We start from the raw sequence: 25,696 nt of genomic DNA, 5'->3' as shown, positions 1-25,696 counted from the left end.
GGCCTCAGGCCAAGGTCACACCGCCCACATGGACGTTCACCGCTCCCACGGAGCAGCCGGTCATCGCCTCCACCGAAGAAATAACCGCCTTCTGGGCGTTTTCCGCCACTTCGGGAATCGGATGGCCGAACGCCACTGTCAAATAAATGTCCAGCACCAGCGCCGTCCCCGTCATATCGATTTTGACGCCCTTGACGCCCTTCTGGGCGTTTTTCTTATTGTTGACCAAATCCGTCACACTGCCGCCCAGGTTGGTCATCATGCCGGACACGCCTTCCACATCCCGCACAGCGCCCACAGCAATGGCTGCAATGACTTCCTCTGATATATTGATGCTTCCGTTTTCCTCCGGCAGCGTCATGTATTCCTTGCTTTCGCCCATTGTACTGACTCTCCTTATCCGTGGTGTCCTTGGTAAAAATGGGTTTTCTCTGAATAGATATTGTACCATGATACGCCGGAAAATACAACAGCTAATTTGCCGCCATGATTTTGACAGAACTCGCCGGATAGCCGGTTTCCGTCATGGCAATGTCAGCAATTTTTGCCACATCCTCGCTGGTGAGATCACCGCTTGCCGTGGATACCACCACGCTGACGCTCTCGTCCCCCATGAAGGCCACGCAGTCGGTATAGCCCTTGGCCGTTACCAGGTTTTCAATCTGTGCCTCTTTCAATGTATAGGACGCCAGTACCTGAATTCCCTCGGAGGCCTCGTTTGCAACCGCTGTGTCCGCATCCTCCTGCTGCGCCGCCTCCTGCAGCAGGGAGATGGCGTTGTCCCTAGCTTGCTGCCGGGTCAGACGGGCGGAAGCAAAATAGTCCGATCCCGTATAGACCGCGTTCTCGTCCAGCGGCGCGCCGTTTTCGTCCGTGCCGTCCGTCTCCTGGCCCGACACCAGCGCCGCTTCTCCCAGAATTTTGGTTCCCGCCTCCTCTGCCGCCTGCTCGCCGGTAAACTTCCAGTTCAGTGCCACCGCTGCACACACCAGCACCGCCATGGTGAGCACCACTGCATTTCTTCTCAGTCTCGCACTCATAGGTTTCTTCCTCCTCCAAATAATCACTGCCATTTTGCCACTGTGATGCGGTCGGCGGAGAGGCCTGTCAGTGCCGCCACCGCCTGTGTCACCGCCAGCTTCACATCTGCCCGGCTCCCGCCCTCGCATACCACCAGCGCGCCGCGATATGCGGGATACCGTGTCTGGGTCACCACCGTCTCGTCGCCGCTGCCGCCGTCCACCAGTACGGTTTCCGAGCGGCGGGAGTAGTCCTCCGGCGCGGACATGGAGCCACTGTAGGAAAGCTCCATATCCTGTGCCAGCCGCCGCTCGCCGTCCGTCTCCATGGTCAGCATCAGCTGCACCTGTCCAACGCCGCTGATTTTGGAGAGAATCTCCTCCATCTCTTTTTGCACGTCCGCCACGTCCGCTGAAGACACCGCCTGCCCGCCTGCCGCCGGTGTTCCGCTCCTCCCACTCGGCCATAGCAGCAGCACGACGCCCATCAGCACCACCAGCGCTACGAGTTTGTATTTGTCCCATGCCTTTCGCACCCCTTCAGCTTTCGCTTTCCTGTCCATTCCAAACCTGCCTCTCCGCCTGGATCCCCAATTCCTGCTCCATGTAGTCCGCCAGTTCCTCCGACCTGGGGCCGTCCACTTCCACCGCCGCCGGATAGGGCACGCCGTCCTCCCCGGTCTCTACCTGCACTCTGGCTGTGACCGACAGCCCCAGCGCGCCGGCTTTGTCCGATATATATGCTTCCGTCCGCTCCGCTATGATTGCCGAGAGCTCCTCTTTCTGCACAGATTCCAATTCTGTCTGCCGTTCCTCGACGGCGGATGCATAGCTGCCGAAATCCAGCCGCAGCCGCCCAATGTCCGTTCGCAGCACCGGCTGCAGCAGGGTTGCCAGTAAAATCAACCCACCGGTGAAGGAGGCAATTTTCCGGATGCTTCCCTCCGGAATCAATGTCTGGGCTACAGATAGCAGCAGCGTCACCATCACCACTGTCAAAAGCCACTCCCTCAGCGCCGCTATCATGGAACCACCGCCGCCACGGAGGAGAGCACGGATATAAGCAGCAAAAGCGCGCAGGCTCCTGTCATTCCCAGCACCAAACCAAAGGCGCCGCCAAGGCCGTCAATCAGCTTGCACAGTCCCGGTGCCCCTACAGTGGCCGCCAGAAAGGCGGTCAGCTTATAGAGAAGATATTGTATGCCCAGCTGCAAAAAAGGATAGGCGCAGGCCGCCAAAATCGCAAGGGTGCCGAAGACGCCTATGGTATTCTTCAGCATTCCAGCACCTGCCAACACGGTTTCTGACGCCTCTGAAATAATGCCTCCCACCACTGGGATTACACCAGAAATGGCCGTCTTTGCCACCTTCACTGTCATTCCGTCCGCGGACCCCGAGATTACCCGCGCCATAGAGAGGTACAGCGTAAACACCAGCAATGCTGTCGTCAAAATCCAGACAATTACTTTTTTCAGTGCGTCCGCAATGGCATTCAGACGATTCTCCGGCAGCATGGCGGAGGCAGTCAGCACTCCGATGTAGAGATATACCAATGGCAGCAGCAGCCCATCAATCAGCCGCAGCAGCAAATCCACAAAAAGCACCGTCGTTACCTGCTGTACAGTGGCGGTTGCAATGGCACCGCTGGCCGCCGTGGCCGCTGCCAGCGTCGGCAGCAGAACCTCGGAAAATATGGACAGCTGGTCGATTGTCTCGGCGCCCAGGCCGATGAGGGTATCCAGGCTTCCCGCCGCCGCAACTGTTACAGAAAGCGCCCCCACCATGGGCAGGAATAACGTCGTCTTGCTGGATGCACCCTGGTAGAACCCGTCCACCGCACTGCACAACACCACCACCAGCAACACGGCTGCCGCCCCTTTTACCCGTTGACGGAAAACGGCTTGTACCTGCGAGGCCATCCAGTCCAAAATATTTTCGACTCCGCCGGACAACCCGTCCACACCCGAAATATCCGCATCCCGCAGCAGTTCTTCCGCTCTCTCCGGCAAAGCCTTTTCCAGTTCCATCGGTATATCTGCGGCAGAGGCCCCAACTGTCAGTGCCGCTATAACCAAGATCGCCATGCACAGCTGTTTCATTGCATCAACTCCCGCAGCAGCGACAACACTGCCCGCATCAAGGGCAATGCCACCAGCAGAGCGCAAACTGCCCCCGCTGTCTCCACGACAGATCCCAAAGCAGATTCTCCCGCGTCCCTGCAAAGGCTGCTTCCAACCTTCACTACCAAGGCAATCCCCACAGTCTTATACAGGGGAATAAACAAATCCATAGAAACGCCGCTCTGTTCTCCCAGCTCTTCCAAAAAGGCCACCAGGTCTTCCATGGCACCGGCCAGAAACAGCAGTACCGTCACCGCAGCGGCCAGCGTCAGCAGCAGTGCCGTCTCTGAACTTCCCCGCTTCACCACCAGGGCCAGCAGCGCCCCCACCACGCAGATCCCTGTCACCTGAATGATCTGTTCCATCGTCAGAAATGAAACAGGTTTTTGATAAGATCAAACAGGTCGCTGATCTCCTGTACCATAATCATCAGCACCACCACCAGTCCCGCCAGAGTGGTCATCATCGCCTGTTCCTCCCGGCCTGAGCGCACCAACAACTGGTTCAGCACCGCCACCAGAATGCCGATGGCGGCGATTTTAAAAATCAAATCCACATCCATATGTGTACCCTCATATCAGTAAAATCACCAGCAGAGCGGCAGCGGAAAAGCTCAGCGCCGTGGCCCGGCGCTCCCGCTCCGGTTTCCGTCGGCGTTTTTCCTCCGCGCTTTGGGACAGGCGGGCCGAGGCCAGCATAAGCCCCTGGCAGATATGCGCCTCATCCCCGGTCAGACAGGTTCCGGCCTCCCGCAGCACTGCCATCTCCTCATCCTCCAGCGGAAGTCCGCCGGAAGCTTCCTGCCAGGCTAAAGTCACACTGTCTCCCCGCCGCGCTGTAGCTGATACCTTTTCCAAAAAATTGGCCGCAGCGGTTGTGCGTCCCTGTTTCAGCCTGTCCAAAAGAAGCGGCAGCGGCGTACGGGTCATACGGATCTCCTCAGCCATGTGTCCCAATAAGGAAGCCAGTTCTGTCAAAGTGTCCAGTTCCCGTCTGCAATCCGCCACCTGAACCCACCAAACCAGGATTCCGCCGCCGAAGATGCAGATACTTCCAAGCAGCTTCAGCATGGCAGTTCCTCCACTTCGTAAGCCCGGCCCGTCTCCGTCCGTGTAATCCGCACGGCAAGTCGGAATACCCGGTCTTCCAGCAGCGCCGCATACAGCGGCTTCTGCAGCAGCTCTGCCACATCAGCCGCGTGGATGGTGGCCAACAGACGGACACCGCAGCCAGACGCCATCGCCACTGCCTTCAGGTCCTCCCGCACGGTGATCTCATCCAATGCAATAATCTGTGGGTTCATGGCCCGCAGGACAATGGGAATTCCCAGTGCCTTCGGACAGGCATCCAGCACATCCGTATGCATCCCCACATCCATCTGCGGCTCTCCCCGGTATATCACCGCTACCTCTCCGCGCTCGTCAATCAGGGAGACTCGTTTGGCCTCGCGCTCCGGCGCGCCGTCGGAAAGGCAGCGGACCATATCCCGCAGCAAAGTGGTCTTGCCTCCGCCGGGCGGTGAGAGAATCAGCGTACTGGCAAATTCTCCATCCCGGAACAGCCTGGATACCAGCGGATCCGCAATGCCTCTTTGCTCGCGGGCAATCCGGATCACCGCAGAGGACAGATCCTTCAGGTTTGTATTGATACCGTCCTTCATCACTGCCGTGCCGCACAGGCCAATCCGGAATCCGCCCCGCACTGGCAGGTACCCCTCCCGCATCGTCTCTACCGCCGCATAGCGTGAGAATTCCGTCGCCAGATTGCAAAGCGTCTCCAACTCCTCCGGATTCACAATACCCTCCAGCGTCAGCTCCCCCTCCGGCAGCAGCACCGTCATGGGCTGTCCTACCCGAAGGCGGAACTCCTCTGCTCTTTTTTTCTCTTCTTCCGGCAGCAGCAGTGCCAGCTTTCGCAGCCGGCTTGGCAAATATGCAGCAGCAGCCTCATAGCGGGCCACTGCTTTCTCCTGTCTTTCCGCCATACCTTGTCCCTCCTTTGTACTGCTTCACTCTATGAGGGCCCGTCCCGGTCTATGCCAGTTCTTTTGCGGCAAGCGCAAAAAAACACCAGCCCCTGCTTCGCGCAGGGGCCGGTGTTTTTCCCATCGTGCAATTCAATTGTATTGTATACAGTACCGGAGTATCACAGCAGTTTCCGCTGCCGGATTGCTTTCTATTTTATACAGACACTGTCTGCCAGACGGCGTGCTTCCTCGCGAATCTCCTCCTGCGCCAATTCCCTGTCCGCTCTTTGCGGGGCCGGGTGCTTCTTCTGGTGTCCCAGACACATGCCGCATGAACATACCAGCAGGGCCGTCGCTCCCACCCGCCAGAGCGTACGAAAGGTAATATTATATCCATTCCATACGGAGGGCAGCGCCAGATCTGCCGCAGCCATCGCCAGTGTCACAAGAAGCAGGAGTGCCACAGTCCGCTTTCGCAGAATCCTCCGAAACGGCAAATTGGGGAAAGCCGCCTTTACCGACAGTGTAAACACCGCCAAGACAATTACAGCCAGGCAAATCCATGCCGCCAGATGCTCCGCCACTGGTCCAAGAGCGCTGGCCCACAGTGCAGAGAACCCCGTCAGCAGCACCCACCCCAGTGCCCACAGAGGGATCCCCACCAGCATCCGCACTGCTGCCGGAAGCGTCAGCGCCCACTGCCGCAGGCGGAGTACAGGGCTTGTCCGCCTTTCCTCTGGCACACCTGCGTCATTATCGCCGTCTGTAAGCTGTTGGACAATGGGCTGCGGATCCGGATTCTCCAGCAGATCTGCCGGAGAGTCGAACAATGCGCCGGTGACCATCCCGGCGGCCGCTACTACTGTCACAGCCGCGGCCGCAGCCGCTTTCCTTTTGTCCATGTTTCCAGCCCCCTTTTTCCGCCATTTTATTCCATTTTTCCAAAAAAGGCAAGTATCTTTCGATACCTGCCCTTTTCATGATTCTATTATTCTACTACAATGCCGGCTTCTGCAAAGGCCTTCAGCAGCAGCTCCATATCGCTGGGGATGGAAATGGGTTCTCCCGCGGCCTTGATAGCGTTGGCCACATCCTTGAGGCCGTTGCCTGTCACAACGGATACCACTGTGTCATCCTTTCCAATGACACCCTGCTCGCAAAGTTTTTTCACACCTGCGGTACCGGTCACACCTGCCGGCTCTCCAAACACACCACAGGTCCGTCCCAGCAGCTGCTGGGCTGCCATAATCTCCTCATCGGATACATTCACCACAATGCCGTTGGATTCCCGAATGGCCATAAGGGCTTTATCCGCGTTCCGGGGCACACCCACGGCGATAGAGTCCGCCAGCGTGTTTTCCTCCATGGGATGCCAGGGCTGATTCTCTGCAATTGCCCGGTTAATCGGGCAGCACCCTCCTGCCTGAGCGGAGATCAGCCGGGGCAGGCGGTCGATAAAGCCAATGGCATGCAGATCCTTCAAGCCCTTCCAAAGACCTGCGATGGTGCAGCCATCGCCCACGCTGATGGCAATATAATCGGGCACTTCCCAATTCAGCTGTTCCATAATCTCCAGGGAAACGGTCTTCTTCCCCTCGGAAAGGTAGGGGTTGATGGCGGCGTTCCGGTTATACCAGCCCCACTTGTCGATGGCTGCCTTGGAAAGCTCAAAGGTATCCTCATAACTTCCCTGGACGGAGATCACCGTGGCACCAAAGGTCATCAGCTGAGCAACCTTTCCCTTGGGCGCCCGTGAAGGTACGAAGATATAGGTCTTCAGTCCGGCGGCAGCCGCATTGCCCGCAAGAGAGCTGGCGGCGTTGCCGGTGGAGGAACAGGCGATGACCTTTGCGCCGGCCTCCCGTGCCTTGGCAACCGCCATAGCGCTGGCCCTGTCCTTCAGTGAAGCAGTGGGGTTCTGACCGTCATCCTTTACCCACAGCTTCTTCAATCCCAGCTGATCCGCAAGGCGCTGCTCCTCGTATAAGGGGCTCCAGCCTACGCGCAGCGGCGTGGGCTCGGTACTCTCCTCGATAGGCAGCAGTTCCCGATACCGCCACATGGTTCGCTCCTGCCGCTGGGCCAGTTTCTCTTTTGTCAGCTGTGTTTTGATGTAGTCATAATCATAGGTAATATCCAGAATGCCGCCGCACTCGCAGGTGGTCAAATCCGGCGTGGCCGCATAGGTTTTTCCACATTTGACGCATTTGCCGTATAATACGTTTCTCATTTTTAATTCTCCTCTCACCAAGCAGTCAGGGGCGGGGCTGCTAGGCCCCGCCCCTGAGGCGTGTAAAGTTTTTTTCGTTACAGCGCTTTCAGCACGCCGGCTTCTTCATTGAACTCGTTAATCAGTTCATCCAGTTCCTTGGCCTGGGCATGAACTGTGTCCCAAGTACCGGCCACATCGTACCACAGTGCATTCAGCTCTTCCACAGTCTTACCCTGCTGCTCCACCCAAGTGTAATATTTCAGGTTGTGGACCCGCTTGCGCTCCGCATAGCCCATCTCCATCATATTGTCGGTCTTCAGAGTGAGCATGTGAACCGCGTGATCCAGCGCCGCCTCGCGGGCGTTATACGCTCCGTGCAGATCGTTGAGCTCAGCAATCCGACTGCCGTACATCACGGCGGAGTCCGTCAGAACGGTGGCAACCACATCGTGGGCGGTAAACTCATAGTACTTCGCCATCTTGATGCAGCACAGGACATTGGCGATGCCGGAAATGCCCAGCCAAGTGAGCTTCTCAATCAGCTCGTCGGACAGCTTCAGCTCTTCCCGCAGATACATCTGGCCCTCTGGCGTGTTGAACAGACGCAGCAGCCGCTGGCTGTCCTCGTCATCAATGTCGATGGCCATGTCGGTGTTCTTCACATTGTGGATCCAGGGAATATGCTTGTCGCCGATGCCCTCAATCCGGTGGCCGCCAAAGCCGTTGTCCAGGATGGTGGGGCACTGCAGCGCCTCGCCCACCGCCAGCTTCAAACGGGGATACCGTTCCTTCAGCAGGTCGCCGGCACTCATGGTACCGGCAGATCCGGAGGTAAAGCAGGCGCCGGCAAACTGATCCCCAGGATGCTTGACAGCCTCAAACACGTCCGCCAGTGCCGTGCCGGTGACATTGTAGTGCCACAGGGGATTGCCCATCTCCTCAAACTGATTGAAAATCATGTACTGAGGATCCCGCTTGAGCTCGTTGGTCTTGTCGAAGATCTCCTTCACGTTGGACTCGCAGCCCGGAGTGGCAATGACCTCTGCCCCGATTTCGTGAAGCCAGTCAAACCGCTCCTGGCTCATCTCAGCAGGCAGGATGGCCACGCCTTGGGCGCCCAGAAGCCGGGAGTTGAACGCGCCACCGCGGCAGTAGTTTCCGGTGGAGGGCCATACTGCCTTGTGCTTTTCCACATCGAACTGGCCCGTCACCAGGCGGGGAGCAAGGCAGCCAAAGGAGGCCCCTACCTTATGGCAGCCGGTGGGGAACCACTTGCCCACCATGGCCACAATCCGGCAAGGCACGCCGGTCAGCTCAGAAGGAAGCTCAATATAATTCGGCACCGCCTGATAAAGGCCGCCGGACTCCTTGGCCTCATTCTTCCAGGTAATGCGGAACAGGTTCAGAGGATTCACATCCCACAGCCCCACGCCCTTCAAACTGGCCTGGATTTTTTCAGGGATGGTCTCAGGATGCTGCATCTGCGCGATGGTGGGGATGATGATATGGTTTTCCTTGGCCTTCTTGATATTGTGCTGCAAGCCTTCTTTGTTAACAGCGAGAGAAATGGCTCCCATGATGATATCCTCCTATGATTCCAATTTTGTGTCAATGTACGAATAAAGGGTATACTTGGAAATTCCAAAATACTTCGCAATCTTATCTCCGGATTTGGTAATCAAAAAGGCCCCGCTCTTGTTGAGGAACTGGATGGCGCGAACCTTGTCATCCTTATTCATCAGTGCTGCGGGTTTTCCGACCAAGGTTACGGATTGCTGAATCAATTCCTCCAGGACATCGTTGACGTTTACAATTTTTTCCGGTTCTGTCTGGGTCTGATCCCGCGGTGAAACCAGTTCCCGCACTGCGTTCTCCACCATCAGCAAAGAAGAGATATCGTAGTTAATGGACAGCAGGGCCACGACTTTACCGCGGTTGTTGCGGATGTACATGGTGCTGGATTTCAGTACTTTTCCAGTGGCGGTCTTTGTCAGGTAGCCCAAATGGTCCGTGGGATGGGAGTCCTGTTGCATCAGCTGCTCCACAACCACAAGAGAGCCTCCGTCTCCAACTTTCCGGCCACTGACGTGACCGTTTTCAATATGGACAATCGAGTGCTCCGCTCCCTTGCCGCCGACATCGTGAATGACTACCTCGCAATTGCTGCCAAACTGCGCCGCAATTCCCGCGGCAATCTGCTTCAGCAGCTCCAGTTTACTCGCTTCCAATGCCGTCACCTATCCTCTCCTTTAATCACATCTGATTTTATCATATCACGTTTTTCAAAACATTCAATAGGTTAGCTAAAATTTTTTCAGGTTTTTGTACAAGCAGACAAACCAGCTTTTCATACAGACTTATTCCATACAATTGTACGTTTATTAGGATAGCAACATTCTTCTATCATGTCAATTTATTAGCTAATAAAAAAATTTTTTTGGTTATTTTTACAGAAGCCTTCCTAATTTTCTGTCACTTTCCGAATGTCTCTTCCACTTCCTGCCTCCAAATTTGAAAAAGTTTTTTGTAGCCAAAAAAATAGTTTGACAGTATATAGTCCCTGTGCTATCATGAAATTAAATAGTAAAAACACCCAAGCCCGAGTACAAAATATTATTATGGAGGCGGACGTATGGATTTCGAAGTGATTAAATCTGCGGCGGAGGGCTACAAGTCCGACATGTCCCGGTTCCTGCGGGCCATGATTTCCCATCCCAGCGAAAGCTGCGAAGAAAAGGACGTTGTTCTGTGCATCAAGGCAGAGATGGAAAAGGTTGGATTTGACAAGGTTGAAATCGATGGCCTTGGCAACATCATCGGCTGGATGGGAAGCGGCGATAAGATCATCGCCATCGACTCCCACATCGACACGGTGGGCATTGGCAACATTGAAAACTGGGAGGCCGATCCCTACAAGGGCTATGAGACTGATGACATCATCTTCGGCCGGGGTGGCAGCGACCAGGAGGGCGGTATGGCGTCCGCCGTATACGGCGCAAAAATTATGAAAGATCTGGGACTGATTCCCGCGGGCTATCAAATCATGGTGGTCGGCTCTGTCCAGGAGGAGGACTGTGACGGCATGTGCTGGCAGTACATCGTCAACAAGTACTTCCCCAGCAAGGAAGAGGCACAGCGCAGAATTGAGTTTGTCATCTCCACCGAGCCCACCGACGGCGGCATTTACCGCGGACACCGGGGCCGGATGGAAATCCGAGTGGATGTTCACGGCGTCTCCTGCCATGGCAGTGCTCCCGAGCGGGGCGACAACGCAATTTACAAGATGGCTGACATTCTCCAGGATGTTCGTGCTCTGAATGAAAATGATGATGCCGATGACAAAGCTGTTAAGGGCCTTGTCAAGATGCTCAACCCCAAGTACAACCCGGAACATTGGGAGGACGCCCGTTTCCTTGGCCGCGGCACCTGCACGACCTCTCAGATTTTTTATACCTCCCCCAGCCGCTGCGCCGTGGCAGACAGCTGCGCCATCTCCATTGACCGCCGCATGACTGCCGGTGAGACTTGGGACTCCTGTCTGGAGGAAATCCGCCAGCTGCCCAGCGTCAAAAAGTACGGCGATGATGTGAAGGTCAGTATGTACATGTATGACAGACCCGCCTGGACCGGCGAGGTCTATGAGACGGAGTGCTTCTTCCCCACTTGGATCAACAAGGAGACCGCCGCCCATGTCCAGGCGCTGGTTGACGCCCACCACGCCCTATGGGGCGACAAGCGGATCGGTCATGTGGATCCGGATCCCAAGAAGGACGCTATGCATCTGCGGGAGGGCCGTTCTCTCACCGATAAGTGGACCTTCTCTACCAACTGTGTGTCCATTCAGGGCCGGTACGGCATCCCCTGCGTCGGATTTGGTCCCGGTGCCGAATCCCAGGCACACGCCCCTAACGAGATCACCTGGAAGCAGGATTTGGTGACCTGTGCGGCACTGTATGCCGCCGTTCCCGGCCTGTATAAGGAAGAGAACAAATCGGCCGATGTGACGGAATTCCGCCAAAGCTTGACCGACAACGACATTCAATAAGAACCCGCTTTTCTCCGCCTTTTCTGTTGGAAAAGGCGGAGAGGCAAATCCATTTCAATCTGAATTTGAAGGAGAGTCCTGATTATGTCTAAGACAATAGAGCTGGCGCAGCACCTGGAGAAGCTCCACATCAACAGCATGTACAAAAATGATTTCTATTGGACCTGGGATAAGACCGATGAAGAGCTGGATGCTATTTTCACGGTGGCAGATGCTCTGCGGGATCTGCGGGAGCGCAATAAGTCCACCCGCGTTTTTGACTCCGGTCTCGGTATCTCCATTTTCCGGGATAACTCCACCCGCACCCGGTTCTCCTTTGCCTCTGCCTGCAACCTGCTGGGTCTGCAGGTCCAGGACCTGGACGAAAAGAAATCCCAGATCGCCCACGGCGAAACCGTCCGTGAAACCGCCAACATGGTTTCCTTTATGGCCGATGTCATCGGCATCCGGGATGACATGTTCATCGGAGAGGGCCATAAGTATCAAAAGACCTTCATGGACGCCGTGAAGGAGGGCTACCAGGATGGCATCCTGGAGCAGCAGCCCACGCTGGTAAACCTGCAGTGCGACGTGGATCACCCCACCCAGTGCATGGCTGATATGCTGCACATCATCCATCAATTCGGCGGTGTGGAGAACCTGAAGGGCAAAAAGATTGCCATGACTTGGGCCTACTCCCCCTCCTATGGGAAGCCCCTGTCCGTTCCCCAGGGTGTCATCGGATTGATGACCCGCTTCGGCATGGATGTGGTGCTGGCTCATCCCGAGGGATACGACGTAATGCCCGAGGTGGAGGATATCGCCCGGAAGAATGCAGCAGCTACCGGCGGCAGCTATAAAAAGGTTGCCACGATGGAGGAGGCCTTCCAGGACGCCGATATTGTCTATCCCAAGAGTTGGGCTCCCTTTGCCGCCATGGAACAGCGCACAAAGCTATATCAGGCAGGCGACCAGGCCGGTATTGATGCGCTGGAGCAGCAGCTGTTGGCCCAAAATGCCCAGCATAAGGACTGGACCTGCTCTGAGGAGATGATGAAAAAGACGCGGGGCGGCAAGGCTCTGTATCTCCACTGCCTGCCCGCCGACATCACTGGTGTCAGCTGCAAGGAGGGTGAGGTGGACGCCTCTGTCTTCGATCGTTACCTGGTGCCCCTGTATAAGCAGGCCTCCTTCAAGCCCTATATCATTGCCGCCATGATTATGATGAGCAAGGTGAAGGATCCCGTTTCTGCGCTGATGGCGCTGGATCAGGGTGGTCCGCGAAAAATTTTCTAAAATTGGCTGAAAACTGGCGTTTGGCGGGAATGTGATCTCATGTTCCCGCCAAATTCACTTTATAAAGATTACAGAAAAGGGGATACACCTATCATGGGCAAACGGATTGTCATCGCCTTGGGCGGCAATGCCCTGGGTAAAAACCTGCCGGAGCAGATGGCCGCTGTGAAGCACACGGCAAGCGCCATTGTGGATCTGATTGAGGAAGGGCACGAGGTGGTCGTGGCCCACGGTAATGGGCCTCAGGTTGGCATGATCAACATTGCCATGACCACACTTTCCCGCGAGGATCCCTCTCACCCCATGGCCCCTATGTCCGTCTGTACGGCTATGAGCCAGGGATATATTGGTTATGACTTGCAGAACTCTCTGCGGGAGGAGCTTTTGAACCGCGGCATTCACAAGCCTGTGGCCACGATTCTCACACAGGTAGAAGTGGATCCGGAAGATCCCGCCTTTCAGCACCCCTCCAAGCCCATCGGCACCTTTATGACGGAGGCCGAGGCGGAGGAAATGCGCCGCCGCGGCAACGCAGTGATGGAGGATGCGGGCCGCGGCTGGCGCCGCTGTGTGGCTTCCCCCCGTCCCAAGTCCATCATCGAAATCGATGCCATACGGGCTCTGGTGGATGCCGGCCAAGTGGCCGTAGCCTGCGGCGGCGGCGGTATTCCGGTCTTTCAAACAGAGGGGAATCACCTCAAGGGTGCCGGCGCCGTAATTGATAAGGATTTCGCCTCTGAGCTTCTGGCGGAAGAACTGAATGCCGATACGCTGATCATTCTTACGGCCGTGGAAAAGGTTGCCATCAACTTTGGAAAGCCTGACCAGCAGTGGCTGGATCGGCTGACGCCTGTACAGGCCAGGCAATATGAGGCGGATGGTCAATTCGCGCCTGGATCCATGCTGCCCAAGGTCCAGGCGGCTGTAAAATTTGCCGAGTCCAAACCCGGCCGTACTGCGCTCATCACTCTGTTGGAAAAAGCAAAGGACGGTATTGCAGGAAAAACCGGAACCTCAATTGGTCAATAGCCAATATTTTATAATTTTCCAAACTGCCCAAAGAAAGGCGCTTAATATGCGCCTCTTTGGGCAGTTTGGCATTTTTTTACATAATTTTCAACGTTTTTTGTTTTGAAAATGCAGAAGCTTCTAAGCCAGTTCTCAAAAGAAATGCAAAAATTCTGTTGAATTTTTCATGCTGACCTTGTATGATGGCAGTAGGTAAGGTCATCTGATTTGCCTGCCAGTGTCTATCATTTTTAAGGAGGAATTTTAGAATGAAGAAGTTTCTTGCACTGCTTCTCTCCCTTGTCATGGTGCTGGGCTTGGCTGCCTGCGGCAGCGACAGTTCCACCGCCACGCCCCCGGCTGAAGGTGAGGGGCAGGAAGCGCCCGCAGAAGGTACGGACATCAAGATCGGTTTAATTTGTGTCCACGACATCAACTCCGGCTATGACGCCGCCCATATCGAGGGCCTGAAAGCCGCCTGCAAAGAGTTGGGCATCGATCCGGAAGACCAGAGCAAAGTGGTCATGAAGTACAACATTCCCGAGGATGAGACCTGCAAGGATACCGCTGTGGATCTGGCGGAGCAGGGCTGCACCATCATCTTCTCCGACTCCTACGGTCACCAGAGCTACATGCTGGACGCCGCCAGCGAGTATCCCGAAGTTACCTTCGTGGCCGCCACCGGCGACCAGGCTGGTGTCGCCGGTTTGGACAACTTCAAGAACATCTTCACCAACGTCTACGAGTCCCGTTATGTGTCCGGTATCGTTGCCGGTATGAAGCTGAAGGAACTGATGGACGCCGGTACCGTGACGGATCCCTACATTGGCTACGTGGGTGCGTTCCCCTATGCTGAGGTGGTTTCCGGCTACACTGCGTTCTTCCTGGGCGTCCAGTCCATCGTGCCTGAGGCTCATATGGATGTGCAGTATACAAACTCCTGGTACGATCCCGTTGCTGAGGGCGAGGCTGCCAATGCCCTGATGGCCCGTGGCTGCGTCATCATCGGCCAGCACGCCGACTCCACCGGTGCTCCCTCTGCTGTGCAGGCTGCACAGGATGGCGGTGCCGTGGTTTACTCCGTCGGCTACAACATCGACATGCTGTCCGTCGCCAAAACCGCAGCTCTGACCTCTGCCCAGAATAACTGGTCCGTTCTGTACAAGGCTACTCTGGAGAAGTTCATTGCCGGCGAGGAAATTCCCCACGACTATGCCACCGGCGCAAAGGACAATGCCGTCATGATTTCTGCCTTGGGCGAAAGCTGTGCCGAGGGTACGCAGGAGGCTGTGGACTCCGCTTGGGCCGCGATTAAGGACGGCAGCTTGAAGGTCTTCGACGCCAGCAAGTTTACCGTTGACGGCAAGGCGCTGGACAGCTACGATGTAAATCTCTCCATCATCGACTTCAGCACCGGCAATGTGATCTTCGAGGGTCCCACTGAAAATGTCATCAAAGACGGTGCTTTTGAGGAGTCTGTGATTCGTTCTGCCCCCTATTTTGATCTCCGTATCGACGGTATTACGGAGCTGAACAACAACTAAACCCCCGCAGAGATAAAAGGGGCTGCCCTCCGCGGCAGCCCTTTTTCCACTCAGTCTGAGCATGTGAAGTTTGCTCTGTGCAAATCATCCCTGGGACAGTTCATTTTCCGCTGTCTCAGGCATTGGATTCCCCCTCCGCGGCAGACGGGCCGCCGGGGTCTTTTGCCTTTTCTTTTCCCTCCGGAGGCTCATGTCAGGAGACATGCGCGGAACATTATTAAAAGAAAGGAAGATTCGTTTGGAACACGCCATTGCAGTTCAATTAAAAAATATCACCAAACGCTTCGGCAAGGTGGTTGCCAACGACAGCGTCAACCTGGAAATTCGCCGAGGGGAGATTTTGTCTTTGCTGGGTGAAAACGGCAGCGGCAAAACCACCCTGATGAATATGCTGGCAGGGATCTATTTCCCTGACGAAGGTGAGATTCTGGTGAATGGACAGGTGGTCACCATTGCCTCTCCTAAGGATGCCTATGCATACGGCATTGGCATGATTCACCAGCATTTTAAGCTGGTAGATGTTTTTACCGCAGCAGAAAACATCGTTTTGGGGCTGGAGGAAGAGGGAAAACTGGATCTGAAGGCCGCTTCCGCCAGAATCACAGAAATTTGTAGGAAATACGGATTTCATATTGAGCCCAGTAAAAAAGTATATGATATGTCCGTCTCGGAAAAGCAGACCGTTGAAATCGTAAAGGTGCTGTACCGGGGCGCCGACATTCTGATTTTGGATGAGCCGACGGCCGTTCTGACGCCGCAGGAAACCGATCGGCTGTTCGACGTCATGCGCAACATGAAGGCCGATGGAAAGGCCATGGTTATCATCACCCATAAACTCCACGAGGTGATGGATGTCTCTGACCGGGTAGCCGTTCTCCGGAAGGGCCAGTACATCGGTGATGTCGCCACCTGTGACACTTCTCCTCAAAAGCTGACGGATATGATGGTTGGCCATGCCGTCACGTTGAATATCGATCGTCCCGATCCGAAGAATGCCACGCCGCGGCTGGAGGTCAAGAATCTGACTGTTTATGATGCCATGGGCGTCAAACGGCTGGATGATGTAAACTTCACTGCCATGGGTGGTGAAATTCTCGGTATTGCCGGCATTGCAGGATCTGGTCAGAAGGAGCTGCTGGAATCTATCGCCGGACTCCAGCCCTTGCAGCCCGGTGCTTCTATTCGCTATACGCCCATCGGTGAGGGAACCTCTGTTGATCTGGTCGGTAAAACGCCCCTGCAGATCAAGCGGGCAGGCGTTTCCCTGGCTTTTGTTCCCGAGGATCGGCTGGGAATGGGGTTGGTCGGATCTCTGGGCATGACTGGAAATATGCTGCTGCGCAGTTACCGAAAGGGCCACGGTGCTTTTACGGACCGTAAAGCCCCGAAAAAGCTGGCAGAAGAAGTGAAGGCGGAGCTGGATGTGGTGACCCCCAGCATCAACTTCCCTGTCCGCCGACTCTCCGGCGGCAATGTTCAGAAGGTTCTGGTCGGCCGTGAAATTGCCCAAGAGCCCTCTGTTTTGATGACGGCTTATGCGGTCCGCGGTTTGGATATCAACACCTCTTACACCATTTATAATCTTTTGACTGAGCAGAAGATGAAGGGTGTGGCCGTTATTTATGTGGGAGAAGATCTGGATGTGCTGCTGGAGCTGTGCGACAGGATTCTGGTTCTCTGCGGCGGCCAGGTCAGCGGTGTAGTGGATGCCCGTTCTACTACCAAAGAAGATGTCGGCCTGCTGATGACCCGGTTTAAAAAGGAGGCGGTAGAAGCATGAACACTGTAATGCAGCATACAAAGGATCCTCTTCTCCGGATTGCCAAGCGGGATGGCATTGCCCGTCCCTGGGCCTATACCATCCGGATCATTGCCGTTCTGCTGTCTCTGGTGGTAAGCGGCGTGTTCATCTTTGCTGTCACCAAGCTAAACCCGCTGCAGGTGTATGAGGCCATGTTCGACGGTGCCTTCGGCACCAGCCGCCGCAGCTGGGTCACAATCCGTGACGCCATGATGCTGCTGTGCATCGGCGTGGGGCTTGCGCCTGCCTTTAAAATGAAGTTCTGGAACATTGGCGCTGAGGGGCAAATTTTGGTGGGCGGTATCGTTACCGCCGGTTTCATGCGGTTTTTCGGCGGCTCTATCTCTACGCCTGCTCTTTTGGTGATTATGGCGGTGATGAGCTTGCTGGCCGGCTGCGTCTGGGGTGTGATTCCCGCCACTTTCAAGGCCTTTTGGAACACCAACGAGACGCTCTTTACCCTGATGATGAACTATGTGGCCATCCAGATTACCAGTTACTGTGTGGCCCTGTGGGAAAATCCCGTGGGCTCCAACACGGTGGGCGTGATCAATCAGCAGACCAAATACGGCTGGTTTCCATCAATTTTCGGACAGGCAAACACCTTGAATGTTATATTGGTCATGCTTTTGACGGTTGGGATGTTCCTATATCTGAAGTACTCCAAGCAGGGTTACGAAATCACTGTGGTGGGCGATTCCGTCAACACCGCCCGGTACGCCGGCATCAATGTGAAGAAGGTCACTATCCGTACCATGGCCATCTCCGGCGCTATCTGCGGCTTGGCTGGCTTCATCGCCGTCGCCGGCGCCAGCCATACCATCTCCACTTCTACTGCTGGAGGACGTGGCTTTACCGCCATCATCGTGGCCTGGCTCGCCCAGTTCAATACCTTTGTCATGATTTTGATTTCCTTCCTGCTGGTATTTTTACAGAAGGGAGCCATTCAGATTGCTTCCCAGTTCAATTTGAACGACTATGCCTCTAATATCATCACCGGCATCATCCTGTTTTTCATTCTGGGAAGTGAATTCTTCATCAATTACCGCGTGATTCTGCGGGGCGGAAAGGAGGCGGATGGCAAATGACAAGCGCACAGATTATTCAGCTGCTGCAGTCTGCCATTCAGTTTGGAACCGTCATCATGTTCGGTGCCATCGGGGAAATTTTGACGGAGAAATCCGGCAATTTGAACCTGGGCGTTCCCGGCATTATGTATCTGGGCGGCATTGCCGGCTTGGCTGCTTCTTTCTTTTATGAATTCAACAACCCTGATCCCAACAAGCTGATCTGCCTGCTGTTGAGCTTTCTTGCCGCCTTTTTGGCCTCTGCTTTGGGTGGTCTGGTCTATAGTTTTCTCACCATCACCCTCCGGGCCAATCAGAATGTCACCGGCTTGACGCTGACCATTTTCGGCGGCGGCGTAGCGAACTTCTTCGGCGGCGGCCTAAATACCATGGCCGGCGGTGTGGGGCAGATCTCCGTGGCGACGACCAGTGCGGTCTATCGGGCCAATATCAACAATTTGACCAATCTGGGCACTGTAGGTTCTCTTTTCTTCAGCTATGGCTTTATGGTATATTTGGCCATCATCGCCGCCGTGGTCATGCATTTCTTCCTCAACCGCACCCGGAAGGGGCTGAATCTCCGTGCTGTCGGTGAGAACCCCGCAACCGCCGATGCGGCGGGTATCAATGTCACCCGATATAAGTATCTCGCCACCTGCATTGGCGCAGGTATTTCCGGCCTGGGCGGCTTGTACTATACCATGGACTATATCAAAGGCACTTGGGCGAATGACGGCACCATTGAGTCTTTAGGCTGGCTCGCCGTGGCACTGGTCATCTTCGCCACCTGGCGGTCTGTCAACGCTATTTGGGGTTCCTACCTCTTTGGCCTCCTGTTCTGGGTCTACCTGGTGATTCCCAATCTGGGCCGTAAGGACATCGAACTGTATAAGATGCTGCCGTATCTGGTGACCATTGCCGTTTTGATTTTTATCTCTCTCCGAAAGAAACAGGAAAATCAGCCGCCTGCAAGTTTAGGACTGGCATATTTCCGTGAGGAACGCTGATTTTTTCAATGTGTATCCAAGCGCCGCTGCAATGCAGCGGCGCTCTTTTTGCAGAGAACCGGAAAAAGAGCTCAGTTTATCGATAGATTTTTTTAAAAATTTATGTTATCTTAACAGTAGTTCATTTGAAAAAGGTGATTGTTTTGCACCGTTCCCTCTCTCCGCGTCTTCCCTTACAGGATTTGAAGTATGTATTATGGCTACCGGTTTACCTGCTCTCATTTTTCTATCTGGAGCTTCAGCCCGCTGGATCATACCAGGCCACGCAGCTGCCGTTGGATCATCTCATTCCCTTCTGGGAAAGCTTTGTCATTTTCTACTGTCTGTGGTATCCGCTGCTGGTGGCCGTCGGACTCTATCTGCTGACACGGGACAGTCGCTGCTTCCGACGGTATATGACCTTTCTGGCCCTCACTTTTTTCATCAGTGAACTCATTTGGATTCTTTTTCCAAACGGCCAGGATCTGCGGCCAGCAGTGATGCCCAGGGATAACCTTTTTACACGATGGATTGCCGTACTCTACCAGATTGACACCAACACCAACGTCTTTCCATCTGTCCATGTTGTGGGTGCGATCGGTGCCGCATGGGCCGTCTGGGATTGTTCCCATCTTCGCCGCCGGAAAGGGGTCCGGTGGGGTACGGTGGCTTTGGCGGTGCTGATCTGCATGTCCACCGTGCTGATTAAGCAGCATGCCATCCTGGATGTTGCCGGCGGGCTCGCTCTGTCCATAGCAGCCGGGATTTTGATCTACCGCCAGCATCCCCGCCTTTCCGCTGCTGGATCTGCTTCCTCTTCTGCAATTTGAAAAACCGCCGGGCTGCAGCAGCCCGGCGGTTTTAGGGTTTTACTTGCCTTTCCTGCCGCTTTGTGGTAAAGTTGACCGTACTGTGTATATACGGTAATTTCCGCGAAAGTGAGGCGAAACCCATGACTTTTTTCCGTAACTACCTGGAATTCGTCACAGAATTCCGTGAGGTCCCCTTGGCGGGTGACCGGAATAAAGCACCTCCCTGGGCTGCCGTTTCACATTTTGTTTGGAAAGGAATTTGAATCACTTGCAGAATCAGAACATGTATGAGCAGCTCGGCATCAGCCAGGCTGTGTATGAATATGGCGAGGCCATTATCCGGGAATTGCGGCCCCGCTTCGATCAAATAGACGCCGTGGCGGAGTACAATCAAGGCAAGGTCCTTGCCGCCATGCAGAAAAACAAAGTAAATGCCACCCATTTTGCAGCTACCACCGGTTATGGTTATGATGACGAAGGGCGGGACAATCTGGAACGTGTTTATGCAGATGTGTTTCATACAGAGGCCGCCTTGGTGCGGCCGCAGATCACCTGCGGCACCCACGCTTTGACTGTGGCCCTCTCCGCGAATCTGCTTCCGGGGGATGAGCTCCTCTCCCCGGTGGGCGCTCCCTATGACACTCTGGAAGAAGTCATCGGCATCCGTCCCTCTAAGTGCTCTTTAAAGGAGTACGGCGTCACCTATGCCCAGGCCGACCTGAAGCCTGATGGGAGCTTTGACTACCATGCCATCCGTTCCAAAATCAATGACCGCACCAAGCTGATTACCATTCAGCGATCCAAGGGCTATGCCACTCGCCCCAGCTTTTCCGTAGCACAGATTGGCGAGCTGATTGCCTTCTGCAAGGACATCAAGCCGGATGTGAAGGTGATGGTGGATAATTGCTATGGAGAATTTGTGGAGACTATGGAACCCTCCGACCTTGGGGCGGACATGGTGGTTGGCAGCCTCATCAAAAACCCCGGCGGTGGTCTGGCCCCCATCGGCGGCTATATCTGCGGCACCAAGGAATGCGTGGAGCGGTGTGCCTACCGCCTCTCCGCACCGGGTCTTGGACAGGAAGTGGGCGCGAATCTGGGGCTGATGCCCGCTTTTTATCAGGGATTGTTCCTGTCTCCTATAGTGGTGTCCGGTGCCCTGAAGGGAGCTGTGTTTGCCGCCAACATCTACGAACGTCTGGGCTTTTCCTGTGTTCCCAACGCCACAGAAAGCCGCCACGACATTATTCAGGCGGTAACGCTGGGCAGTGCGGAGGCTATGGTGGCCTTCTGCAAAGGCATTCAGTCTGCAGCGCCGGTGGACAGCTATGTGACACCGGAGCCCTGGGCTATGCCCGGCTACGACTCCGATGTAATTATGGCGGCGGGTGCTTTTGTCCAGGGAAGCTCTATCGAACTCTCTGCCGACGGCCCCATCCGACCGCCCTATGCCGTCTATTTTCAGGGTGGTCTCACCTGGTATCACGCCAAGCTGGGGATTTTGATGAGTCTGCAGAAATTGGTGGATGCCGGGCTGGTGAAGCTCCCTGACTAAGCAGTTTCTCTTGTACTTTGAAAATTTTATAAGAATTAGGAGAATTTTAAACGATGTGGTTTTGGCTTTCTCTGATCGCCCTTCTTTGCTGGAGCGGCTCCGATCTGTTTTCTAAAATTGGCTGCCGCGATGCAGCCGACAAATACAGCCATCTGAAAATGGTGATGGCCGTTGGTATTGTGATGGGCCTTCACGCCGCCTATGAAGTTTTTGTGGGCGGCACCGAGATCAATTTGCATATCATTTTGACCTATCTGCCTGTCTCTTTGCTGTATATTGGGTCGATGGCCCTCGGTTATTTGGGGCTGCGGTACATTGAACTTTCCATCTCCTCTCCCATCTGCAACTCCTCCGGGGCCCTGGTGGCTGTGATGGCCCTGCTGCTGGGCGAAGAGACTTATGGTCCACTTGCTCTGTTTGCCGTGGCGCTGGTGTGCGTGGGCGCGATTGGCCTTGGGGTCGTGGAAACCCGGGAGGATGACGATCTCCGTGCCGAACGCCAGAAGGACAGCAACTTCAAATACGCCAAGAGCTGGATCGCCCTGGCGCTGCCGGTGGCCTACTGCCTTCTGGACGCGCTTGGTACCTTTGCTGACAACCGGGTATTGGAAACTCTGAATGAGGATAGTGCCAATGTGGCCTATGAGCTGACCTTTCTGGCAGCTGCAGTCTTATGTTTTGTGTATGTGATTCTTGTGAAAAAGGATCGGCTGATTCCTAAAATGGAGGCTCCTAAATACATCGGTGCCGTCTGTGAAACTGCCGGCCAGTTTGCCTATATTTACGCCATTGCGGACTCCTCCCATCTGGCAATGTCCGCTCCCATCATCTCCTCCTACTGCGCTGCCTCCGTCCTCTGGAGCCGCATTTTCCTACGGGAAAAGCTCTCCTGGAAGCACTATGCCATGATCGCCCTGATTGTAATTGGTATTGCTATCATGGGTATCTTTGATATGTGATTCCCGTCAAAACGCCTCCGTGCAATGCACGGAGGCGTTTTTCAAATGAGTTGTTTTGCGGATGTCACACAGCATCGGATATGATATCATGGAGATGTTTGGATCCGGCGCTCAAGCCGGGCCAGAAAAAAGGCCAGGGCAAATCCGCCTGCGCAGCATACGGCGGATAGGAGTATCTCCAGCCCACTGCTATAGGCAGTGGGGACGATCACCAGTGTGGAGGCCAGGACAAATCCCAAGATACCGTGAAATGCAATGGAGTAATAATGCTGGAAGAACCAGTTCACCAGCCGGGCCAGCAACGCAATGGTGAGAAACATCCCCGGAAGACTGGCAGAGAGCACAAGCAAATCCAAATTGGCAAGGCCCTCCAGCATCGGCTGATAAAGCCCAAGCGCCATCATCACAGAGGAGGACGTCATTCCCGGAATAACCACACTCATCCCCCACAGGGCTCCGCAGAAGTTATACCACCAAAATCCAGGCTCCACTGCAGCATGCACCACATGGCCCACATAAAACAGCCCCCCGAAGATAATCAAGGCACATAGAAAAAGGCTCGTCCAGGAAACGGCGTTCCGCCCTTCTCTCCCGGCCTCCCGGAACAAAGCCGGGACAGTTCCCACAATCAAACCAATAAAAAGCCAGGTAGTAACTGTACTGGATAAGTCAATGGCCGCTGCAATACCCTTGGCAAAGCCCAGAAAGCCGATGCACCAGCCCAAAATCAGTGGCGGAAACCACTTCCAGTACTTCGGGATTGCTGTTTTGGGATGCGTCAGTACCTCCATAAAGGGCCGGTAAATATCAAACGCCACCGCCAATACCCCGCCGGAGACACCGGGGAGAATGGCCCCCGCGCCGATTAGAAGCCCGCACAGCAGATCCCTCAGCCAGCGCACCATAAAATTTTGATCTTTCTTTTTTCGCACCAGCTTGCGTCTCCTCTATTTTGATATCTGCTCCTCTGTGGTTTCTTCCATTGACAGGTATGATAGCAGTTTTGCCTCCGTGTTTCAATCCGATACCAAGTGAAAAAATAAAAAAGCAGCATCAGAATCTATTTTTCAAACACATGTACTGTCTTTAACGGCATGCGTTTGGATTTCATGTCGGTTTTCTCCCGCCCCTCTTCCTTTTTGTAAAATAGCCTTCAGCCTCCGAAATTTTTTCTTCTCTAGTGAAAAAAACAGTTGACAGATTCAAACGGAACATGTAAACTACATCATAAGCAATTCAATATGGGAAAGACGATGAAGAGAAGAGTACGCAGGCAGATATGTCGCAGAGAGCTCCGGTTGGTGAAAAGGAGTACGGAAGGGCTTGCCGAACATGGTCTTGGAGTTGCGTAGCCGACTGTCGGTTTGACATAGGCCGCGACGTGATGCGCACGTCACAGCGCAGGAGTGTGTCGGCACTCTCAAAGGCCGGCTTCGTGAGAAGCTGTGCGAACCAAGGTGGTACCACGACGTATTTTGTTACGCTCGTCCTTGATGCGAAAGCACAGGGGCGGGTTTTTTTGTTGTCCGATTTCCTTTCTAAAATCGTCCGTAAAGGAGTTTTGACATGGCGGATACATCCATTATTCAAATTCAGCATCTGACCAAAACCTTCGGCAGCGGCGAGTTTGCTGTAACAGCCTTGGAGGATATCAACCTGGAGATCCATCAGGGAGAAATTTTTGGTATCATCGGACTGTCCGGTGCCGGAAAGAGCACGCTGGTTCGATGCATCAATCTTCTGGAACGGCCCACCAGCGGCACCGTCATCGTGGATGGGCAGGATATGACCTCCCTTTCAGAAAAGGCTCTTCGCTTGGCCCGCCGGAACGTCACCATGATCTTCCAAAGCTTTAACCTGTTGATGCAGCGGACTTGTTTAAAAAACATCTGCTTTCCGATGGAGATCAGCGGCATCGCCCCATCCCAGGCAAAGGCACGTGCCTTGGAGCTGCTGGATCTGGTTGGCCTGACCGAAAAGGCGGATTCCTATCCGTCCCAACTCTCCGGCGGCCAGAAGCAGCGGATTGCCATTGCCCGTGCTTTGGCAACAAACCCCAAGGTGCTCCTCTGCGACGAGGCCACCTCCGCTTTGGATCCTACTACCACCGCCTCAATCCTCTCCCTGTTGAGGGATCTGAACAAGAAGCTGGGTGTCACAGTGGTCGTCATTACCCACCAGATGAGTGTCATTGAAGAAATCTGCTCCCGGGTAGCAATTCTGGATGGCGGTGTCGTGGCTGAGCAGGGCCGTGTGGAGGACATCTTCTCCAACCCGGCAACGGATGCAGCCAGGCGCTTGGTCTACCCAGGCGGTGCCAGCGTCACACAAATGCCAGCAGGTGAGCGGGCAGTACGGGTAGCTTTTAATGGTGGCACTGCCTATCAGCCCCTGATTGCCTCTCTCGCAATCGACTGCGGCGTGAAGGTGAATATTTTGGGCGCCGACACCCGAAATATTGACGGAAAGGCATTTGGTACCATGCTCCTGGGACTCCCTGACGATCCCAACGAAGCAGCCAAAGCCTTGGCGTACATTCGCTCACAACCAAATGTTTCTGCTGAGGAGGTGGATTATCATGCCTAAATTTTTGATCGATTTTCTGGAACCCATCCTTGAAATATTTACCGCGGCCTTTTGGAATCAGTATGGCAGTCTGCTGTGGGAAAACACGCTGGATACATTGGTCATGGTGGTCGTCTCCACCGTCTTCGCCTATTTGCTGGGACTGCCTATGGGAGTGCTTTTGGTTCTGACCGGTGACCACGGAATCTGGCCCCATAAGACTTTAAACCGGATTTTGGCCTGGATTATCAACATCGGCCGCTCTCTCCCCTTTATTATCCTGATGATTGCCATTATGGATTTCACCAAGCTGATCGTGGGCACAAAAATCGGCGTCCGTGGTGCCATTGTCCCCTTGGTGGTATCCGCAGCTCCGTTTATCGCCCGGATGGTGGAGACCTCTCTGGCCGAGGTGGATGCGGGCGTGGTAGAAGCCGCCCAGTCTATGGGGGCATCTATTCCCCAAATTGTCTGGAAAGTCTATCTGCCGGAGGCAAAGCCCTCCTTGATATTGGGCGGGGCCATCTCCATTATCACCATCCTGGCCTATACTGCCATCGCCGGTGCAGTAGGTGCCGGTGGCCTGGGCGATTTGGCCATCCGCTACGGCTACCAGCGGAAGGTCCCTTCCATGATGCTGATTACCGTCATTTTCCTGATCGTCCTCGTACAAATCATTCAATTCGTTTTCAGCCGGGTGTCGAATCGTATCGACAAACGCTTGAAATAAAACCAATACTATTATTTGGAGGAAAGAAGAAC

General features: G+C 54.7%; 26 protein-coding genes. 12 read left to right on the top strand and 14 right to left on the bottom strand.

The window, feature by feature from the left end:
- Positions 1-4 precede the first annotated feature (4 nt).
- The 13 genes from BMZ81_RS11475 to BMZ81_RS11415 all read right to left on the bottom strand — a co-directional run bounded on the left by BMZ81_RS11475 (position 5) and on the right by BMZ81_RS11415 (position 9,554).
- On the bottom strand, positions 5-382 hold the full coding sequence (locus tag BMZ81_RS11475; RefSeq protein WP_091132203.1) for an Asp23/Gls24 family envelope stress response protein: 378 nt from the start codon (positions 380-382) through the stop codon (positions 5-7).
- A 91-nt stretch (positions 383-473) separates the two neighbouring features.
- Positions 474-1,040, bottom strand: a complete 567-nt coding sequence (locus BMZ81_RS11470; protein WP_091132200.1) for a SpoIIIAH-like family protein — start codon at positions 1,038-1,040, stop codon at positions 474-476.
- Between the two features lie 23 nt (positions 1,041-1,063).
- Positions 1,064-1,582, bottom strand: a complete 519-nt coding sequence (locus BMZ81_RS11465; protein WP_091132199.1) for a hypothetical protein — start codon at positions 1,580-1,582, stop codon at positions 1,064-1,066.
- A complete protein-coding gene (locus BMZ81_RS11460; protein WP_091132196.1) occupies positions 1,560-2,045 on the bottom strand; it encodes a stage III sporulation protein AF in 486 nt (161 codons plus the stop codon). The genes BMZ81_RS11465 and BMZ81_RS11460 overlap by 23 nt, the downstream gene beginning before the upstream one ends.
- Positions 2,042-3,118 (bottom strand): stage III sporulation protein AE, encoded by a 1,077-nt coding sequence (locus BMZ81_RS11455; protein WP_091132193.1) that lies wholly within the window; start codon positions 3,116-3,118, stop codon positions 2,042-2,044. The genes BMZ81_RS11460 and BMZ81_RS11455 overlap by 4 nt, the downstream gene beginning before the upstream one ends.
- On the bottom strand, positions 3,115-3,504 hold the full coding sequence (locus BMZ81_RS11450; protein WP_242942633.1) for a SpoIIIAC/SpoIIIAD family protein: 390 nt from the start codon (positions 3,502-3,504) through the stop codon (positions 3,115-3,117). The genes BMZ81_RS11455 and BMZ81_RS11450 overlap by 4 nt, the downstream gene beginning before the upstream one ends.
- Before the next feature lie 2 nt (positions 3,505-3,506).
- Positions 3,507-3,701, bottom strand: a complete 195-nt coding sequence (gene spoIIIAC, locus BMZ81_RS11445; RefSeq protein WP_091132189.1) for a stage III sporulation protein AC — start codon at positions 3,699-3,701, stop codon at positions 3,507-3,509.
- A 10-nt stretch (positions 3,702-3,711) separates the two neighbouring features.
- Positions 3,712-4,209 (bottom strand): stage III sporulation protein AB, encoded by a 498-nt coding sequence (locus tag BMZ81_RS11440; protein WP_091132188.1) that lies wholly within the window; start codon positions 4,207-4,209, stop codon positions 3,712-3,714.
- Entirely contained in the window at positions 4,203-5,123 is a 921-nt protein-coding gene (locus BMZ81_RS11435; RefSeq protein ID WP_091132186.1) for a stage III sporulation protein AA, read from the bottom strand. The genes BMZ81_RS11440 and BMZ81_RS11435 overlap by 7 nt, the downstream gene beginning before the upstream one ends.
- Before the next feature lie 191 nt (positions 5,124-5,314).
- The gene (locus BMZ81_RS11430; RefSeq protein WP_091132183.1) at positions 5,315-6,007 is read right to left on the bottom strand and encodes a hypothetical protein; all 693 of its coding nucleotides are present in this window, start codon (positions 6,005-6,007) and stop codon (positions 5,315-5,317) included.
- An 86-nt stretch (positions 6,008-6,093) separates the two neighbouring features.
- Positions 6,094-7,335, bottom strand: a complete 1,242-nt coding sequence (locus BMZ81_RS11425) for a threonine synthase (RefSeq protein ID WP_091132181.1) — start codon at positions 7,333-7,335, stop codon at positions 6,094-6,096.
- Between the two features lie 77 nt (positions 7,336-7,412).
- Positions 7,413-8,894 carry a pyridoxal-phosphate dependent enzyme gene (locus BMZ81_RS11420; protein WP_091132179.1) on the bottom strand — a complete coding sequence of 494 codons (1,482 nt, stop codon included), beginning with the start codon at positions 8,892-8,894 and terminating at the stop codon, positions 7,413-7,415.
- A 12-nt stretch (positions 8,895-8,906) separates the two neighbouring features.
- Entirely contained in the window at positions 8,907-9,554 is a 648-nt protein-coding gene (locus BMZ81_RS11415) for a helix-turn-helix transcriptional regulator (RefSeq protein ID WP_347498068.1), read from the bottom strand.
- A 395-nt stretch (positions 9,555-9,949) separates the two neighbouring features.
- Here BMZ81_RS11415 and BMZ81_RS11410 point away from each other — a divergent pair, with 395 nt between their 5' ends.
- The 10 genes from BMZ81_RS11410 (at position 9,950) to BMZ81_RS11365 (ending at position 22,369) form a co-directional block, all read left to right on the top strand.
- On the top strand, positions 9,950-11,362 hold the full coding sequence (locus BMZ81_RS11410; RefSeq protein ID WP_091132177.1) for a YgeY family selenium metabolism-linked hydrolase: 1,413 nt from the start codon (positions 9,950-9,952) through the stop codon (positions 11,360-11,362).
- An 84-nt stretch (positions 11,363-11,446) separates the two neighbouring features.
- Positions 11,447-12,637, top strand: a complete 1,191-nt coding sequence (gene ygeW / locus BMZ81_RS11405) for a knotted carbamoyltransferase YgeW (RefSeq protein WP_091132174.1) — start codon at positions 11,447-11,449, stop codon at positions 12,635-12,637.
- 93 nt (positions 12,638-12,730) lie between these two features.
- Positions 12,731-13,666 (top strand): carbamate kinase, encoded by a 936-nt coding sequence (gene arcC, locus BMZ81_RS11400; RefSeq protein WP_091132172.1) that lies wholly within the window; start codon positions 12,731-12,733, stop codon positions 13,664-13,666.
- Between the two features lie 248 nt (positions 13,667-13,914).
- On the top strand, positions 13,915-15,189 hold the full coding sequence (locus BMZ81_RS11395; protein WP_091132169.1) for a BMP family ABC transporter substrate-binding protein: 1,275 nt from the start codon (positions 13,915-13,917) through the stop codon (positions 15,187-15,189).
- Between the two features lie 238 nt (positions 15,190-15,427).
- Positions 15,428-16,969 carry an ABC transporter ATP-binding protein gene (locus BMZ81_RS11390; protein ID WP_347498066.1) on the top strand — a complete coding sequence of 514 codons (1,542 nt, stop codon included), beginning with the start codon at positions 15,428-15,430 and terminating at the stop codon, positions 16,967-16,969.
- Complete coding sequence (locus BMZ81_RS11385) at positions 16,966-18,078, top strand: ABC transporter permease (protein ID WP_091132165.1); 1,113 nt, start codon at positions 16,966-16,968, stop codon at positions 18,076-18,078. Before BMZ81_RS11390 ends, BMZ81_RS11385 begins: the two co-directional genes overlap by 4 nt.
- A complete protein-coding gene (locus BMZ81_RS11380) occupies positions 18,075-19,064 on the top strand; it encodes an ABC transporter permease (protein ID WP_091132164.1) in 990 nt (329 codons plus the stop codon). Before BMZ81_RS11385 ends, BMZ81_RS11380 begins: the two co-directional genes overlap by 4 nt.
- A 134-nt stretch (positions 19,065-19,198) precedes the next feature.
- Positions 19,199-19,873, top strand: a complete 675-nt coding sequence (locus BMZ81_RS11375) for a phosphatase PAP2 family protein (RefSeq protein WP_242942635.1) — start codon at positions 19,199-19,201, stop codon at positions 19,871-19,873.
- A gap of 265 nt (positions 19,874-20,138) precedes the next feature.
- Complete coding sequence (locus BMZ81_RS11370; protein WP_091132260.1) at positions 20,139-21,410, top strand: methionine gamma-lyase family protein; 1,272 nt, start codon at positions 20,139-20,141, stop codon at positions 21,408-21,410.
- Positions 21,411-21,463: 53 nt separating this feature from the next.
- Entirely contained in the window at positions 21,464-22,369 is a 906-nt protein-coding gene (locus BMZ81_RS11365) for an EamA family transporter (RefSeq protein ID WP_091132161.1), read from the top strand.
- 86 nt (positions 22,370-22,455) lie between these two features.
- Here the strand turns inward: BMZ81_RS11365 and BMZ81_RS11360 are convergent, their stop codons facing one another.
- Complete coding sequence (locus tag BMZ81_RS11360) at positions 22,456-23,301, bottom strand: DUF368 domain-containing protein (protein ID WP_242942632.1); 846 nt, start codon at positions 23,299-23,301, stop codon at positions 22,456-22,458.
- A gap of 634 nt (positions 23,302-23,935) precedes the next feature.
- Between BMZ81_RS11360 and BMZ81_RS11355 the strand changes: the two genes are divergently transcribed.
- Both BMZ81_RS11355 and BMZ81_RS11350 read left to right on the top strand, forming a co-directional pair.
- Entirely contained in the window at positions 23,936-24,955 is a 1,020-nt protein-coding gene (locus BMZ81_RS11355; RefSeq protein WP_242942631.1) for a methionine ABC transporter ATP-binding protein, read from the top strand.
- Positions 24,948-25,664 carry a methionine ABC transporter permease gene (locus BMZ81_RS11350; protein ID WP_177187299.1) on the top strand — a complete coding sequence of 239 codons (717 nt, stop codon included), beginning with the start codon at positions 24,948-24,950 and terminating at the stop codon, positions 25,662-25,664. The genes BMZ81_RS11355 and BMZ81_RS11350 overlap by 8 nt, the downstream gene beginning before the upstream one ends.
- Positions 25,665-25,696 lie beyond the last annotated feature (32 nt).

Source organism: Oscillibacter sp. PC13 (assembly GCF_900115635.1).
In the GTDB taxonomy this organism is placed as follows: domain Bacteria; phylum Bacillota; class Clostridia; order Oscillospirales; family Oscillospiraceae; genus Oscillibacter.
The sequence above is the reverse complement of the archived record's forward strand: the minus strand, read 5'-3'. Positions and strand labels throughout refer to the sequence as shown.

What these genes read in the sequence shown, in the direction of transcription:
- arcC (WP_091132172.1), top strand. Translation starts at nt 12,731, where the DNA reads ATGGGCAAACGGATTGTCATCGCCTTGGGCGGCAATGCCCTGGGTAAA.
- BMZ81_RS11470 (WP_091132200.1), bottom strand. Translation starts at nt 1,040, where the DNA reads ATGAGTGCGAGACTGAGAAGAAATGCAGTGGTGCTCACCATGGCGGTG.
- BMZ81_RS11465 (WP_091132199.1), bottom strand. Translation starts at nt 1,582, where the DNA reads ATGGACAGGAAAGCGAAAGCTGAAGGGGTGCGAAAGGCATGGGACAAA.
- BMZ81_RS11455 (WP_091132193.1), bottom strand. Translation starts at nt 3,118, where the DNA reads ATGAAACAGCTGTGCATGGCGATCTTGGTTATAGCGGCACTGACAGTT.
- BMZ81_RS11460 (WP_091132196.1), bottom strand. Translation starts at nt 2,045, where the DNA reads ATGATAGCGGCGCTGAGGGAGTGGCTTTTGACAGTGGTGATGGTGACG.
- BMZ81_RS11365 (WP_091132161.1), top strand. Translation starts at nt 21,464, where the DNA reads ATGTGGTTTTGGCTTTCTCTGATCGCCCTTCTTTGCTGGAGCGGCTCC.
- BMZ81_RS11395 (WP_091132169.1), top strand. Translation starts at nt 13,915, where the DNA reads ATGAAGAAGTTTCTTGCACTGCTTCTCTCCCTTGTCATGGTGCTGGGC.
- BMZ81_RS11450 (WP_242942633.1), bottom strand. Translation starts at nt 3,504, where the DNA reads ATGGAACAGATCATTCAGGTGACAGGGATCTGCGTGGTGGGGGCGCTG.
- BMZ81_RS11440 (WP_091132188.1), bottom strand. Translation starts at nt 4,209, where the DNA reads ATGCTGAAGCTGCTTGGAAGTATCTGCATCTTCGGCGGCGGAATCCTG.
- BMZ81_RS11355 (WP_242942631.1), top strand. Translation starts at nt 23,936, where the DNA reads ATGGCGGATACATCCATTATTCAAATTCAGCATCTGACCAAAACCTTC.
- ygeW (WP_091132174.1), top strand. Translation starts at nt 11,447, where the DNA reads ATGTCTAAGACAATAGAGCTGGCGCAGCACCTGGAGAAGCTCCACATC.
- BMZ81_RS11425 (WP_091132181.1), bottom strand. Translation starts at nt 7,335, where the DNA reads ATGAGAAACGTATTATACGGCAAATGCGTCAAATGTGGAAAAACCTAT.
- BMZ81_RS11435 (WP_091132186.1), bottom strand. Translation starts at nt 5,123, where the DNA reads ATGGCGGAAAGACAGGAGAAAGCAGTGGCCCGCTATGAGGCTGCTGCT.
- BMZ81_RS11380 (WP_091132164.1), top strand. Translation starts at nt 18,075, where the DNA reads ATGACAAGCGCACAGATTATTCAGCTGCTGCAGTCTGCCATTCAGTTT.
- BMZ81_RS11370 (WP_091132260.1), top strand. Translation starts at nt 20,139, where the DNA reads ATGTATGAGCAGCTCGGCATCAGCCAGGCTGTGTATGAATATGGCGAG.
- BMZ81_RS11410 (WP_091132177.1), top strand. Translation starts at nt 9,950, where the DNA reads ATGGATTTCGAAGTGATTAAATCTGCGGCGGAGGGCTACAAGTCCGAC.
- BMZ81_RS11475 (WP_091132203.1), bottom strand. Translation starts at nt 382, where the DNA reads ATGGGCGAAAGCAAGGAATACATGACGCTGCCGGAGGAAAACGGAAGC.
- BMZ81_RS11385 (WP_091132165.1), top strand. Translation starts at nt 16,966, where the DNA reads ATGAACACTGTAATGCAGCATACAAAGGATCCTCTTCTCCGGATTGCC.
- BMZ81_RS11430 (WP_091132183.1), bottom strand. Translation starts at nt 6,007, where the DNA reads ATGGACAAAAGGAAAGCGGCTGCGGCCGCGGCTGTGACAGTAGTAGCG.
- spoIIIAC (WP_091132189.1), bottom strand. Translation starts at nt 3,701, where the DNA reads ATGGATGTGGATTTGATTTTTAAAATCGCCGCCATCGGCATTCTGGTG.
- BMZ81_RS11420 (WP_091132179.1), bottom strand. Translation starts at nt 8,894, where the DNA reads ATGGGAGCCATTTCTCTCGCTGTTAACAAAGAAGGCTTGCAGCACAAT.
- BMZ81_RS11350 (WP_177187299.1), top strand. Translation starts at nt 24,948, where the DNA reads ATGCCTAAATTTTTGATCGATTTTCTGGAACCCATCCTTGAAATATTT.